The organism is Williamsia sp. Y844, from assembly GCF_056786475.1.
Window position 1 is genome coordinate 1,063,251 of sequence record NZ_JBXCJB010000001.1, and the last position, 14,219, is coordinate 1,077,469.

Consider the following 14,219-nt stretch of genomic DNA (forward strand, 5'->3'; position numbering starts at 1 on the left):
CGCCGCTCAGGCAGGCCTTCCCGAGTCACCGACGATGCTGGTGATCTGGCGTCGCCCGTCGGCCATCCAGAACCGATAGGCATCGAGGTCCACACCGAGGATCGCGGTACTGACGTCCACCGGCACCCCCTCGCCTGCCAGCAACCGCACCAGCGGAAACCAACCCGCTTCGTCGAGAGGCGGTTCGGGAAAGAGTTCGGCTGCCCGTTTTCGGACCGGACCGTCAAAAGCCCGCCGCAGTTGATCGCTCGGCGCAGCTTCCTGACGATTCCGTTTCGGCGCCGGACGCGAGCCGCCGACCAGTGGGAGCACCTGCCCCGAGGCGTTGAGGGTGTGGCCCGAGGGGTACTGAACCACGGTGTCCTTGTCCAGCCACTGCCGAAAATCCATGGGATCGAAGTCGAGGACGGCGGCAGATGCCTCGACCGGGATGCCCTCACCCCGAAGCTGACTCACGAAGTGGTACAGGTCATCTCGGCTGCACAAAGGGCCGGCGGTCTCTCGCCTGCGTTCGATGGATCTGGCAAAAGCCACTTCAAGACGACTCGGTTGGTCCGACACAGCTGATCCCCCAGAACCCCGGTCACGCCATCAGGCCCCACCCCGATGAACAATCACTTGTTGCTTGCGATTGTCAATGTAGCGCAGATGCAACCTCATGTGCCCAATAAGTGAGGACGATGTCAGCTCCGGCTCTCCGGATGGCGAGAAGGGACTCGGCGATGGCCGCATCCCGATCAATCCATCCCCGCTCGGCGGCAGCCGTGATCATCGAGTATTCACCGGAGATCTGGTAGGCGGCCACCGGAACATCGGATTCGTCGGCGATCCGGCGGAGCACGTCGAGGTACAGCATCGCCGGCTTCACCATCACGATGTCGGCACCTTCCGACAGATCCAGGTGCAGTTCGCGGGTGGCTTCTCGCAGGTTGGCCGGATTCTGCTGGTACGACTTGCGGTCACCCTCCAGCGACGAGCCGACCGCCTCGCGGAACGGGCCGTAGAACGCCGACGAGTACTTCGCGGTGTACGCCAGGATCCCGGTGTCGATGAAACCGGCGTCATCGAGTGCGGTGCGGATCGCGGCCACCTGGCCGTCCATCATTCCGCTGGGACCGACCATGTGTGCTCCGGACCGCGCCTGCACGACGGCCATCTCCGTGTAGCGCGCGAGCGTGGCGTCGTTGTCGACCGCGCCGTCCGGACGCACGACGCCGCAATGGCCGTGATCGGTGAACTCGTCGAGACAGGTGTCGGCCATGATCACGGTCGAATCACCGAGATCGCTCCGCAGCTGCCGTAGCGCGACGTTGAGGATGCCGTTGGGGTCGGTGCCTGCGGTACCGACAGCGTCCTTGTCCTCCGGCGTCGGGACACCGAACAACATCAGACCGCCAACACCCGCCGTGACAGCCGCCTCGGCGGCCCGCCGCAGCGACTCGACGGTGTGCTGGGCAACCCCGGGCATCGAACTGATCGGACGGGGTTCATCGAGCCCGTCGGCCACGAACATCGGCAACACCAGATGGCGTGCCTCGAGCGATGTCTCGGCAACAAGCCGGCGCATGGCCGGAGTATTGCGTAGCCGACGGGGTCGATCGGTAGGGGCAGGTCGATCGGTAGGGACAGGTCGATCGAAATGTGCGGTCATGAAATCAAGCCTACGAGCGCGAGCGACGAGCCTTCTTACGCGGAGGGGGCAGTGCACCCTCGGCCCGCAGGCGGGCAGCATGCTCGGCGAGCGCGTCGACGAGCTCCGGCACCGATGCGTTCTCCGGCCGCACGTCCACGCGCAGCCCGAACTCGGTCGCGGTTTCGGCGGTCTTCGGACCGATGCAGGCGACGATCGTGCGCGCATGCGGCTTCCCGGCGATACCGACGAGGTTGCGGACCGTAGAAGACGAGGTGAAGCAGACCGCGTCGAAACCACCGGTCTTGATCATCTCGCGGGTCTCGGCCGGCGGCGGCGCTGCCCGAACGGTGCGGTACGCGGTCACATCGTCGATCTCCCACCCGCGGCCACGCAGGCCCTCGGACAGGGTTTCGGTGGCGATGTCGGCGCGCGGCAACAGGATCCGGTTCACCGGATCGAAGACGTCGTCGTACGGCGGGAAGTCCTCGAGCAACCCCAGCGACGACTGCTCGCCGGTGGGCAGCAGTTCCGGGTTGATACCGAAGCTACGCACCTTCTCGGCGGTGGCCTCGCCCACGCAGGCGATCTTCACGCCACTGAAAGCTCTTGCATCCAAACCGAATTCGGCGAACTTGTCCCAGACCGCGCGAACCGCGTTGGTCGAAGTGAAGACCACCCACTGGTAGCGGCCGTCGACCAGACCCTTGACCGCACGCTCCATCTGAGCCGGGCTCCGGGGTGGTTCGACCGCGATCGTCGGGACCTCCATCGGGATGGCGCCGTGTGTCACGAGCCGATCCGACATGTCGCCTGCCTGATCCTTGGTGCGCGGCACGAGCACGGTCCAGCCGTACAGCGACCGCGACTCCCACCAGTTCAGCTTGGCGCGCGCGGCGACGACCTTGCCGATGGTGACGATCAGCGGCCCGGTCAGGGCGCTGCCGCTCTCGTTCAGGGTCGCCAGCGTGGCCTCGATGGTGCGCTGCTGGCAGGTGGTGCCGTTGACGGTGATCGCGGCAGGCGTCTGGGGGGCCAGACCGTTCTCGGTCAGCGCACTGGCGGTCTCGGCGAGATGACCCGACGTCGCGTGCAACACGAGCGGTCCGGGAGCGGCGGCCAGAGCCGCCCAGTCGACCTCTCCGCGGACATCGGCCACAGCATGAGCCGAACCCAGCGGCATACCCGCGTAGCTCGGTACAGCGGCCGTGGCGGGCAATCCCGGGATGACCTCGAACTGCACCTGCGTGCGGGCCACGGCATTGACCTCGGCCAGGACCGAATCGGTGGTCAGCGGGTCACCGGCGACCAGGCGGACCACATCGTGGCCCTCCCGCGCGGTGGCGACCAACGTCTTGGCGACCTCATTGGGGTCACCAAGGGCCGGCCGCACGTTGCTGACCTGGTTGTTGTCGTCGTCAGCCGGGTCGACATCAGGCTGTTGCACACCCTGCTGATCTACACCCTCGGCCGCGGCGCTAATGTCTTGCTTGCTCGGTTTCGTGGCACCCGAACGCGACGATCCCGTCTTCGACGAAGTCGGCTCACCGGATCCGGCACCGATCTGCGCGACGACCGCGGACGGCACGTCGGGGTCGATGAACACCGTGACGGCGTTCTCGATCGCAGTGCGGGCACGGACGGTCAGCAACCCGGGATCGCCGGGTCCTGCCCCGACGAAGAGGATTCGTCCAGGCGTGATGACCTTTTTGGTTCGGCTCATGTTGCTCTCCTGCCCCGTTCGGGGCTGTAGCTCGGCCCGCCGGTCCTAGAGGAGCGTTTTCGCTCCCAGTTCCAGCAGTTCTGCGGCAAGTTCTCGGCCTAGTTCGGTCGCTCTCGAGACCGGGCCCACCACCGAGGCCCGGACGGAATCGGATCCGTCCTCGGCCACCACCGTCGCGCGGAGCGACAGTTCGGTGAAGATGCGCCCGCTTTCGTCGATCGACTCGACCACTTCGGCCATCGCACCGACCGGCGCGGTGCACCCGGCCTCGAGGGCCGCGAGTACCGCACGCTCGGCGTCAATCGCCGCACGGGTGGACGGATCATCCAACTCGGCGAGAATGCTCACCAGTTGGGCATCGTCTTCACGGCACTCCACGGCCAAAGCTCCCTGTGCAGGCGCCGGTAGCACCTGGACCGGATCCAACGCTTCGGTGACCTCATCAGCCCGTCCGATACGTACCAGTCCGGCCCTGGCCACCACCACCGCGTCGAGTTCACCGCTGGCGACTTTGCCCAACCGAGAATCTAGATTGCCTCGAAGGGGGCGGATTTCCAAACCGAGACCCAATGCCCTAAGCTGCGCGGCCCGTCGCGGGGCCGAGGTGCCGACGGTGGCACCGGGCAGCAACTCTCCGAGCACCTTGCCACCCGCTGCGACCAGCGCATCTCGGGGATCTTCACGTGTCGGGGTCGCCGCGATGACCAGGCCCGGCTCGTGCGCGGTCGGGAGATCTTTGTAGGAGTGGATCGCGACGTCGACTTCACCCGCGGTCAACGATTGGCGGATCGCGGTGGTGAACACCCCGACCCCGATTTCCTGTACCGGCGCGGCCGACAGGTCGCCTGCGGTTTTGATGATGACCAACTCGGCCGGATGCCCGGCAGCGATCAGGGCATCACGAACCGTGCCCGCCTGAGTGGTGGCCAGCAAGGAACCCCGGGTGCCGATCCGGATCGGATTGCGGCGTGACGAAGAACTCAATTTCTCAGTGACCCTTTCGGGGTGCATCGGTCTCCGTGAGACCGACTTCGGGAGTTGAAACCGATTCTGCTGCACCAGGTTTGAGCTCGAACAGCTCACGCAGCGCCTCGGCGTATTGATCACCCTGCGGAGTACTCGCAAGTTGTTTGACACGCACTGTCGGTGCGTGCAGGAGTTTGTCGACAACCCGGCGGACAGTCTTTGCGACCTCGTCACGCTGGGGGTCGTCGAGGCCCGGCAACCGGCTTTCCAGCCGCAGGATCTCACCTTCGACAACGTCGGCCGCACGCTGCCGCAGCGCGGTCACGGTGGGCGTCACGTCGGCCTGACGCTGGTGGGTCATGTAGTCGGCGAGTTCCGCCAGGACGATCTCGCGGGCCGCTGATTCGTCGGCGTCGGCAGCCTTGGTGGCCTCGTCGCCGCGCAGGCCCTCGATGTCGATGATCTGCACGTTCGGTAGCCGCGCGGCCGCCGGATCGACATTGCGAGGGAGACCAAGATCACAGATCACCAGCGGGCCCTTGGCGGTCCGCCGGGCCAGCGCGGAGTGCACCTGGCCGACTCCCACCACGGCGCCGATCGTGCCCGTACAGGTCACCAGGACGTCGGCATCGGCCAGCGCGTCGGTCAGTTCGTCCATCGGGACCGCCCGCGCATTGATGCCGTGATTCTTGGCCACATTGCCTGCCAGATGCTGAGCCTTCTCGTGAGTCCGGTTGACCAGCGCGAGATCGGAAACCCCACCGCGGGCCAGGTGCGCGGCGGCCAGTCCGCCCATCGCACCGGCGCCCAGCACCACGGCCGAGGTGATGTCACGGCCCAGAACCGCACGGGCCCGATCCAGGGACACCGACACCACGGAGGCGCCTGCCCGGTCGAGTCCGGTCTCGCTGTGGACCCGCTTGCCCACCCGCAGCGCCTGCTGGGCGAACTCGTGGAGCACCCGGCCCGCGGATCGGTTCGCGTCGGCACTGGCGTAGGACGATCGGATCTGACCGAGGATCTGCTGTTCGCCGACCACCATCGAGTCGAGGCCTGCCGCCACCGAGAACAGATGCTCGACAACCGCCTCGGAGTAGCGGACGTAGGCGTACCGGGTCATCTCGTTCACCGACATGCCCGAATGCCGGCCCAACACCTCACCCACGGCCTCGAGAGCCGGGTGGAAGGCATCGACAACGGCGTAGATCTCGACCCGGTTGCAGGTCGAGACGATCATGGCCTCGCTGATCTGCGAGCTCTCGAGGAGTTCGTCGATGAGCTTCGGCCGGTCGTATTCGGTGACCGCCAGTTGTTCCAGGATCGACACCGGAGCACTGCGATGCGATACGCCGAACAGAAAGATACTCACACGCCCACCGACCTCTTGTTCGATCGCGCCCGGGGAGTCTCCGACCGGTCGCGCGGCAACGAATTAGGTTGCTCCGCTTCGTTTTCCGCACTATGTCTGCGTGCCGCATTGAAGGCCATCACCTGTAGCTCGAGCGCAAGGTCGACCGGTCGCACGAATACGTGCTCGGGAACCTGCAGGGTGACGGCGGTGAAGTTCAGGATCTGTTGCACCCCGGCCGCCACGAAGGCGTCACAGGTGACCTGCGCGTCGTCGTCCGCGGTGGCGAGCACCGCGATCTCCACGCCGTGTTCGACACAGATCGCAGCGACCTCGCCCAGGTCGCCGACCAGCATCTCGCTGTCATTGCCCGCGACGATGGTTCCGACGAGGTCGGGATCGGCATCGACCAGAGCGACGATCTTGATGCCCCTGCGGTCGAATCCGGCCCGGCTGACCAGGGCCCTGCCGAGGTGTCCGGCGCCGGCGAGTACGACGTTGTGGTTGTGTTCGACACCGAGGGTCAGCGCGATACGCGCGATCAGGCGGCTGACGTCGTAACCCACACCGCGCACGCCGCCGGAGCCCACATGCGACAGGTCCTTACGGAGGATCGCGGGGTTCACGCCTGCCGCGGTGGCGAGCTGGTTCGACGAGACGACCAGGGCGCCGGTCTCGCTGATCGAACGCAATACGTGCAGGTACGTGGCAAGCCGGGCCACCGAGGCACCCGGGATGTCCGGCTGCCCCAACGTGGGACTTTTCGCCATTCCGACCGTCTTCCTCATCTGAGCTGCATCGTCCGGGGTATCACGAACCCCCGAACACTTCGGTTACACGGACGTAACCACTCGACGGTCCACGGTACCGCTTGTGAATCGATTCACAAACTCGACCGCTGTAATGCTGGCCACAAGTCTGGACTAGTGTCCAGCACTCAGTCGTAAATCTGCTTCCAACCTGGGGATATCAACATCCCAGTAGCTATGCTCACGACCGTCGAGCAGGACGACCGGCAGTCGATCGCCGTATTCGGCGCGCAGAGAGGGATCGGTTTCGGCGGCCGCATCGACATCGATTTCTTCGAACTCGACCCCGAACTCGTCGAGGATCGGTTGCAAATCGGCAACCGCACGGGCGCAGGCGGCACAACCCGCCCGGGAGAGCAGCGTGATCGTCACACGGCCAGTCTTGCACTGTGCACCGACTACGCTTGAAGCGGACCGATCAGGGGAGGCGGTAGGAGTGACACAAACTCCAGGCGACGGGCACACCGGCGGCGATGATTCTGAGACCGACCCCCGCATCGAAGACAACGTCGACGAGACGGCCACGGCAGGATCAGAGCCCGGACACACCCACGGCAGGACCCACGACGACGCCCGCGACGACGATGATGCGGTCGACGATGATGACGACGACGTCCCCGGGAAACCGGCAACCCCGTCGCGTCCACTGTCACCGCTGACGAGCCGGGTCGGACGCTTTCGTCAGTCCGCTGCCGAGCTGCGCCAGTCACTGGCCGGTGAGGCCAGCGCGCAAGCCGCGTATTCGAAGCTCCGGGAACGTTCACTGCACGTCCCGGACGAGGGCACCGTCGCCACCATCGAGGTCGACGAACCGGGTGTACCGACCGATGTGCCGCCGGACCTGACCGCCGCCGCGTTCTTCGACGTCGACAACACCCTGGTGCAGGGCGCCTCGATGATCCACTTCGCACGTGGGCTCGCCGCCCGCGACTACTTCAGCTACCGCGACATCATGGAGTTCGTCTGGGCCCAGGCGAAGTTCCGCATCACCGGTCGCGAGAACTCCGAGGACGTCGCCCAGGGCCGGGAAAAGGCCCTCTCGTTCATCGCCGGGCGTCAGACCGCAGAGCTGGTACGCCTCGGCGAGGAGATCTTCGACGAGTTCATCGCCGACAAGATCTGGCCGGGGACCGCGTCCCTTGCACAGATGCACATCGACGCAGGCCAGCAGGTCTGGCTGGTCACGGCGACCCCGGTCGAGCTGGCGCAGACGATCGCCGACCGGCTCGGGCTCACCGGAGCACTGGGCACCGTCGCCGAAAGCGTTGACGGTGTGTTCACCGGCCGGCTGGTCGGCGACATCCTGCACGGGCTCGGCAAGGCCCACGCCGTGCGAACCCTGGCGATCCGCGAAGGACTCAACCTCAAGCGCTGCACCGCGTATTCGGATTCACACAACGACGTGCCGATGCTCTCGCTCGTCGGCACCGCGGTGGCCATCAACCCCGACGCCGACCTTCGGGACGTCGCCCGGGTCCGCGGCTGGGAGATCAGGGACTATCGCACGGCCCGGAAGGCCGCGAAGATCGGCCTTCCGACCGCGGTATTCCTCGGTGCCGCAGGTGGTGGCGCCGCAGCCGCCGTCAAACACCTCCGCCGCTGACCCGGCACCTCCCGATGATGTGGCCTTTTGGCGAACAAAACCCCAGGTGGGATACGCCAAAAGGGCACATTATCGGGCTTGGCGAGCTCAGCCGAAGTAGACGCTGCCGCGACGGCTGAGCATTTTGAAGAGGGTCTGCTGGATCTCTTCCCGAACATGGTCGGTAAGATCGAACACGACCATCGGATCGTCGGCGGCCTGCTCGTCGTAGTGACCGGTCTCGATCGGCGTCCCGAAATGGATCTTCCACTTCGACGGCAACGGCACCAGCCCCAACGGACCGAGCAGTGGGAACGTCGGGGTGACCGGGAGGTACGGCAGACCCAGCAGCCGGGCGATCGGCTTGAGGTCGCCCAGCATCGGATAGATCTCTTCGGAGCCGACAATCGACACCGGGATGATCGGGACACCGGCCCGCAGCGCGGTGGTGACGAACCCGCCGCGACCGAAGCGCTGCAGCTTGTAGCGATCTTTGTAGAGCTTGCCGATGCCCTTGAATCCCTCGGGCCAGACCGCGGTCAGTTCACCGCCACGCAGCAACCGCTGCGCATCCGCGGTGCAGGCCAGGGTCGATCCGGTGCGCCGGGCGATCTCGCTGATGAACGGGGTGTCGAACACGAGGTCGGCCGCGAGCACCCGCAGGTGCCTCTTGGCCGGATGATGATCGTGCACCGCGACCGAGGTCATCAGCGCGTCGATGGGAATGGTTCCGGCATGGTTGGCGACCAGCAGTCCCCCACCGTCGAGCGGGAGGTTCTCGATGCCGCTGACCTCGACGCGGAACCACTTGTCGAACAGCACCCGCAGCGCAGGCAGCCACACCGATTCGGTGAAGTGCGGATCGAACCCGAAGTCGTCGACCTCGTAGTCACCGGTGACCCGCTGCCGGACGTAGCCGGCGGCGCCGGTGATCGAGTCGGCAACCGCCCCGCGCACACCGTCGAGACTGAGCAGCGACGACGGCTCGGGTTCGGCGAACTCCCCTGCCGCCAACTTCGCCCCGATGTCGGCGCTGATCGGCGTGACCGGTGCCTGATGAAAGTCGTCGGTGTTGGGATGACCGTTTGTGGGGCGCGTCTTGCCGGCCGAATTCTGTTGCGGCGGTTCGGCTTTACCCCCACTGGTGGTCGCCTGTGAAGGATGTCGCCGACGCGCGCGGCCGTTCGGCCCCGGTGAGCTCGAATAGAGCTGGATCACCTTTGCCGTCCGCGCATCAGTCGTTCGGTCCCGACCCGGCACCAGCACGCACCTTCCTCAAGCGAAACGCTTGCCACCCCTGGATGTCGCATTCACGCCACAACATCTTCATTGTCCCTGCCCCGGCGGGTGCAACGCCACCCGACAACGTAGTTCTCCGATAACAAACCACCCGCTAGCTCATGTCAATTGCAGCGCGGCCTTACGCGCCCATCCCTCCACCCGATACCAGGCGTCCGGCGAGATCACCGGCTCCAACGGTTTACGCGACAGAAAATCGTCAAACGTCTCGATGCTCGTATACGTCGGCGCGAATCCGAGCTCGGTCCGCATCCGCGTGGTGTCGAGCACCCGGCCGAAAGTCACGTAATCGACCTGGTCGAGCTGCATCGACGTCACCCGCATCCCCCGGTATACACCGGCCACCGTTCCGAGCATCGTCGACGGGACCGGCAACCCGATCCGGCCTGCACGGCGCACCGCCTGGGTCAGGGTCATCACCCCATCGGCAGCGATGTTGAAGATCCCGGGACGCCCGGCCAGCGTGGCGTGCTCAAGAGCTGACAGCGCGTCCTCCTCGTGCAGGAACTGCAGACGCGGCTCATGACCGATCACGACCGGGATCACCGCCGACGAGAAGTACTTGCTCATCCGGGTCGAGATCTTCGGACCGAGCATCGCGGACAGCCTCAGGATGGTGACGGTCATGTCCGGACGGCGGCGCCCGAGCCCGCGGGCGTATCCCTCGACGTCGATGAGGTCGCGGGCGTACCCCTTGGTGGGCTCGACGCGGGCCGCGGTCTCTTCAGAGAAGTGCGCCGGGTCCGCGGAACTCGACCCGTAGATGATGCCGGCAGACCGGACGATGAATCGCTTGACGGTCGGACTGCGCTGAGCGGCCGCGCACAACTGCATCGTGCCGATGACGTTGAACTCTTTGATCGCCGCCGAATGGCCGACGGTGTCCATCACGGATGTCGAGGCGTGCACGATCGTGTCGACACCGGCCTGGTCGATGATCTTGGCGATGCTGGTCCGACGAATATCGGTTCGGATGAACTCGGCCCGGCCGAATCGCCGCAGCATGTCCTTCGACGGGACCAGCGAATCGACCGCGATCACCCGGTCGATCGCCGGATTCTGGGCCAGGCGGGTGGTGAGATAGCCGCCGAGAAAGGTCGACGCACCCGTCACCAGCACCACTGAAGGTGCTGACTCCACCTCATCCTCGCCCTCGGCCATGCGCCCAGCGTACGGAAGTTGTTTCGGGTTTTGCCAGTGTGTAGCGGGTTAACATCTCGATAATCAAAACGACCGAGTTCAGAGCGTCACGGTCACGACCCGGCGGACCCCGGAAACGACAAAACCCGCCGACAATGCGGCGGGTTCTGTCTATAGAACGAGAAAACTCACTTACCAAGTTTCCTACGCTGCACTCGCGTGCGACGCAGCAACTTGCGGTGCTTCTTCTTCGACATGCGCTTGCGGCGCTTCTTGATCACTGAACCCATCTGGGAACTTCCTCACGATCTGACCTGATGGTCCTACAGGTTTTGGCCGTCCACACAGGCTGGCTCACTTACTACGCGCGCCAGAACACCGGCGAACGGGTCGCCTGCAAACCTTACCGCCAGAGCGACCAGTGGCGAAATCCACTACGGATCGAAGATCCGCCGACCAGGGGTCGATGCCGACATGTTGGCAGGTCAGCACTTTACGGACCGTAGATGTTGCTCCACGGCCCGTAAGGGGCGATTACTGCAACCGGGGCTAACCGGCGTCGAAGTACGACGTCTCGAGATAGTCGTGAACAGCCTTTGCGTGCACGCGGAACGAGCGACCTACACGAACTGCAGGCAACTCGCCGTTGTGCACCAGGCGGTACACCGTCATCTTGGAGACCCGCATCAATGTTGCGACCTCGGCGACGGTGAGGAACTGGGTTCCACCACCGGCGGCGTTGTCACCTGACTTGTTTGCAGATGCCATGAAAATTTCATACCTCCGGTGCACGCGTCGCGGCCGCAGGCTTCCCCTCCTGCGGACTCCAGACACGCACGTGCTTCACGAAGCTTAGCGTGGCGGGTGGGGTCAATGCGACGTGAGTGGGCAATTGTTTCTAATTGACGGCCCAATTGTGGACATTTTCCGGCAAAACGCCGATGGCGGCCGCACCCGGAAGCGATTGCTTCGGGTATGGCCGCCATCGGCGTTCGGGCTTTACCCGAGCGCTGCCTCAGTCGGCTTCGATCGCCGAGAGCACCGCTTTGCCGATTGCCTCGCTCTTGGCCGCACTGGCGAGCACAGCCTCGGAGACCGCATGCCGGAGCCCGTACCGCTCGAACTCGCGCACCGCAGCCGCCGTCGTCCCGGCCGGGGAGGTCACCGCGGCCCGCAGATCCACCGGTGAGACACCGGAGTCCGTGAGCAGCACACCGGCGCCACGGATGGTCTGGGCGGCGAGCTCGGTCGCCATCGCCCGGGTCAACCCCAGACTGACACCGGCATCGGCCATCGCCTCGGCCATGAGGAACATGTACGCGGGCCCCGATCCGGACAGCGCTGTGATGGCGTCCATCTGCTTTTCCGGGACGACGACAACCTTGCCGACGGTCTCGAGCAGTGTCACCACGGTCGCGACGTGCTCCTCGGTGGCGTACCGGCCACCGGACACCCCGCACATCGCCTCGCCGACGAGCATCGGCGTGTTGGGCATGACCCGGACAACCGGCGCGCCCGCGGGCAGCGCGTTCTCGTACTTCGCGGTGGGCAGCCCGCTGACCAGGGTCACGGTCAGCCGTTCCTGCTCACCCATGTCCTCGATCTCGGCCATCACCGACAGCACCGGGTCGATATCTCCCGGCTTGATGGCCAGGACCACGATCGCGGCACCTTCCACCGCGTCGGCGATGTCGGTGACGCGGACTCCGTAGTCAGCGGTCAGTTCTTTGGCCCTGGCGGCGAACTTCTCTGCCACGACGAGGTCTTTGACGGGCTTGCCGGTCCGGATCAGACCGGCCAACAGGGCCTCCCCGATGTTGCCGCCGCCGACAATTGCGATTCGCTGGGTCATGAAGTCACTTTCTCACGCTGAGATTGATGTAGGTGTGCGCCAGTTGTGGGGCGAGGATCAGTTGGCATCAGGGATCATGGCGAGCTGGCGGGACTGCACAACGACGTTTCCGGTCGAATCGATGACCACATGGTCCTCTTCGAACCAGCCGTGCCCGACCTCGGTGCTCGACGATTCGATCCGCAGCCAGCCCGGTGCCGGGTTGCGCCGAAGGTACGTGGTCAGCTGCATCGTCGGCGCCCAGCCGAACATGCCGAGGTTCATCACCACCGGAGCACTGAGATCTCCGGCCAGCACCGCGAAGAGCCCGTCGGGCGCGGTGGTCTTCGGTCGGGCCCACATCCGGAAGACGGGGTCACCCTTCTGCCCGCGGGCAAAGGCAACGGACTTCTCGTCGATGGCGATGTCGAGGACCGCACCGAGGTGCATGATGTCGCCCATCGGGCTGTCCTCGATGTAGATCACGTCGTCGCCGGGTTCGACCGGCATGTCCCGCAACGTCGACGGGGCCGAATAGTGGCCATCGGTGTCGGGTGTGCCGATCGTGACCGTCGAATGAACCAGGTTGCGGCCCTTTTGATGGACCTCGACGTCGACCAGCGACACCCGCCGGCCGCGTTTGCGCACCCAGACCGCAAGAGTGATCTCCGCGGGATCCGGTGCGCCGAGGAAATTCGTGGCGATCGCCACCGGCGCCAGTCCCGGCGCTGCGGGCTTGTCGGGGGTAGCCGTCGCGATGAATCCGGCCAACGCCGCGTTGGCGGTGAGCATCTGCAGGGTGCCGCCGTGGACCTTGGGGCCGATGGTGAAGACGGGGTCGATCTGCGCGGTGTACTCGATCCGGTCCGATCCCGGGTCTACGACCTGCTGCAAAGTGTTGACGATGTCAAGGTTGGGCACAGACAACTTACAAATACTCCTGTGGTTACGCCCGCTCGAGATTCCTTCTTGCGAAATCCAGTGAGCGGGAAAGGATCTCGCGACGCTCAGCTTTGGTGTTCACCGCACTGCTGCTGACTTCCAATATGACCGAACCGGAGAAGTCACCCTCGGCCAGTCGACTACACACTTCCACACAGGGTTGCGAACCTTCACCGGGGACCAGATGTTCGTCAACCGCGGCGCCCGAGCCATCGGCCAGATGGAGGTGGCGCAGGCCCGTGCCCATCCGTTCGAGCATTTCGATCGCGTCGACGCCCGCCGTCGACGAATGGGACAGATCCAGCGTGTAGTGCGCAAAACCATCGTCGGTCGGATCGATCGAGGTCGCAAAAGCCGACACCGAGCGGCCCGGTCCCCCACCACGACGCAACATCCGGTCGGCCGCCTCGTCGTACTTGCCGAAGAACCGGTCGGTGCGGATCGGGAACATGTTCTCCACCGCGATGGCGATGTCGGAGTCGTCCTCGAGGATCTGCACCAGGTCACGAAATCCGTTTGCATACTTCCGCTGCCACCGGAACGGCGGATGCACCACCACTGTCTTGGCCCCGAGATCCTCGGCGGCGGCCACCGAACGGGCCAGTTTCGCAGCCGGGTCCCGACCCCAGACCCGCTGCGAGATCAGCAAACACGGCGCATGTACGGACAGGACCGGCAGTTGGTAATGCTCGGACAGCCGCGCGACCCGGGTGATGTCCTGGCTCGCCGCATCCGCCCAGACCATCAGTTCGATGCCGTCGTATCCAAGATCGGCGGCGTACTGGAATGCCGCTTCGGTGTTCTGCGGATACACCGAGGCGGTCGACAGGCCCACCGAGATGTCGCCGCGTGGGAGTTCAGGACGCGGACTCACCTTGGGCAGACCCACCGAGATGTCGTCTGGTGAGGATTCATGACTCTGACTCACGTTCGGCAGGCCGGCGGAGAT

At 65.2% G+C, this 14,219-nt stretch carries 15 protein-coding genes; 1 reads left to right on the forward strand and 14 read right to left on the reverse strand.

Annotated elements, in window-relative coordinates:
* Positions 1 to 6 precede the first annotated feature (6 nt).
* The 7 genes from AC1TQG_RS04675 to AC1TQG_RS04705 all read right to left on the reverse strand — a co-directional run bounded on the left by AC1TQG_RS04675 (position 7) and on the right by AC1TQG_RS04705 (position 6,848).
* Positions 7 to 456: a hypothetical protein gene (locus tag AC1TQG_RS04675; protein ID WP_482135762.1), complete on the reverse strand. Its 450-nt coding sequence runs from the start codon at positions 454 to 456 to the stop codon at positions 7 to 9.
* 178 nt (positions 457 to 634) lie between these two features.
* A complete protein-coding gene (gene hemB / locus AC1TQG_RS04680) occupies positions 635 to 1,651 on the reverse strand; it encodes a porphobilinogen synthase (RefSeq protein ID WP_482135763.1) in 1,017 nt (338 codons plus the stop codon).
* Positions 1,652 to 1,661: 10 nt separating this feature from the next.
* Positions 1,662 to 3,353 (reverse strand): bifunctional uroporphyrinogen-III C-methyltransferase/uroporphyrinogen-III synthase, encoded by a 1,692-nt coding sequence (locus tag AC1TQG_RS04685; RefSeq protein WP_482135764.1) that lies wholly within the window; start codon positions 3,351 to 3,353, stop codon positions 1,662 to 1,664.
* A gap of 45 nt (positions 3,354 to 3,398) precedes the next feature.
* Complete coding sequence (hemC, locus tag AC1TQG_RS04690; protein ID WP_482135765.1) at positions 3,399 to 4,337, reverse strand: hydroxymethylbilane synthase; 939 nt, start codon at positions 4,335 to 4,337, stop codon at positions 3,399 to 3,401.
* 4 nt (positions 4,338 to 4,341) lie between these two features.
* Positions 4,342 to 5,688, reverse strand: coding sequence for a glutamyl-tRNA reductase (locus AC1TQG_RS04695; RefSeq protein ID WP_482135766.1), 1,347 nt, complete (start codon positions 5,686 to 5,688; stop codon positions 4,342 to 4,344).
* Complete coding sequence (locus AC1TQG_RS04700; protein ID WP_482135767.1) at positions 5,685 to 6,437, reverse strand: redox-sensing transcriptional repressor Rex; 753 nt, start codon at positions 6,435 to 6,437, stop codon at positions 5,685 to 5,687. The genes AC1TQG_RS04695 and AC1TQG_RS04700 overlap by 4 nt, the downstream gene beginning before the upstream one ends.
* Positions 6,438 to 6,590: 153 nt before the next feature.
* The gene (locus AC1TQG_RS04705; protein ID WP_482135768.1) at positions 6,591 to 6,848 is read right to left on the reverse strand and encodes a glutaredoxin family protein; all 258 of its coding nucleotides are present in this window, start codon (positions 6,846 to 6,848) and stop codon (positions 6,591 to 6,593) included.
* A 64-nt stretch (positions 6,849 to 6,912) separates the two neighbouring features.
* Here AC1TQG_RS04705 and AC1TQG_RS04710 point away from each other — a divergent pair, with 64 nt between their 5' ends.
* Positions 6,913 to 8,079: an HAD family hydrolase gene (locus tag AC1TQG_RS04710; RefSeq protein WP_482135769.1), complete on the forward strand. Its 1,167-nt coding sequence runs from the start codon at positions 6,913 to 6,915 to the stop codon at positions 8,077 to 8,079.
* Between the two features lie 87 nt (positions 8,080 to 8,166).
* Here AC1TQG_RS04710 and AC1TQG_RS04715 read toward each other — a convergent pair whose 3' ends face one another.
* From AC1TQG_RS04715 to AC1TQG_RS04745, 7 genes are all read right to left on the reverse strand, one after another.
* Positions 8,167 to 9,318: a lysophospholipid acyltransferase family protein gene (locus AC1TQG_RS04715; RefSeq protein WP_482135770.1), complete on the reverse strand. Its 1,152-nt coding sequence runs from the start codon at positions 9,316 to 9,318 to the stop codon at positions 8,167 to 8,169.
* 138 nt (positions 9,319 to 9,456) lie between these two features.
* Positions 9,457 to 10,518, reverse strand: a complete 1,062-nt coding sequence (locus AC1TQG_RS04720; protein WP_482135771.1) for an NAD-dependent epimerase/dehydratase family protein — start codon at positions 10,516 to 10,518, stop codon at positions 9,457 to 9,459.
* A 167-nt stretch (positions 10,519 to 10,685) separates the two neighbouring features.
* Positions 10,686 to 10,787 carry a 30S ribosomal protein bS22 gene (locus tag AC1TQG_RS04725; RefSeq protein WP_003402602.1) on the reverse strand — a complete coding sequence of 34 codons (102 nt, stop codon included), beginning with the start codon at positions 10,785 to 10,787 and terminating at the stop codon, positions 10,686 to 10,688.
* Positions 10,788 to 11,046: 259 nt separating this feature from the next.
* Positions 11,047 to 11,265 carry a helix-turn-helix domain-containing protein gene (locus AC1TQG_RS04730; protein WP_482135772.1) on the reverse strand — a complete coding sequence of 73 codons (219 nt, stop codon included), beginning with the start codon at positions 11,263 to 11,265 and terminating at the stop codon, positions 11,047 to 11,049.
* A gap of 247 nt (positions 11,266 to 11,512) precedes the next feature.
* Positions 11,513 to 12,349 (reverse strand): pyrroline-5-carboxylate reductase, encoded by an 837-nt coding sequence (proC, locus tag AC1TQG_RS04735; RefSeq protein WP_482135773.1) that lies wholly within the window; start codon positions 12,347 to 12,349, stop codon positions 11,513 to 11,515.
* Positions 12,350 to 12,406: 57 nt separating this feature from the next.
* Positions 12,407 to 13,249 carry a thioesterase family protein gene (locus tag AC1TQG_RS04740; protein ID WP_482137262.1) on the reverse strand — a complete coding sequence of 281 codons (843 nt, stop codon included), beginning with the start codon at positions 13,247 to 13,249 and terminating at the stop codon, positions 12,407 to 12,409.
* A gap of 25 nt (positions 13,250 to 13,274) precedes the next feature.
* Positions 13,275 to 14,144 carry a sugar phosphate isomerase/epimerase family protein gene (locus AC1TQG_RS04745; protein WP_482137263.1) on the reverse strand — a complete coding sequence of 290 codons (870 nt, stop codon included), beginning with the start codon at positions 14,142 to 14,144 and terminating at the stop codon, positions 13,275 to 13,277.
* Between the last annotated feature and the right edge of the window lie 75 nt (positions 14,145 to 14,219).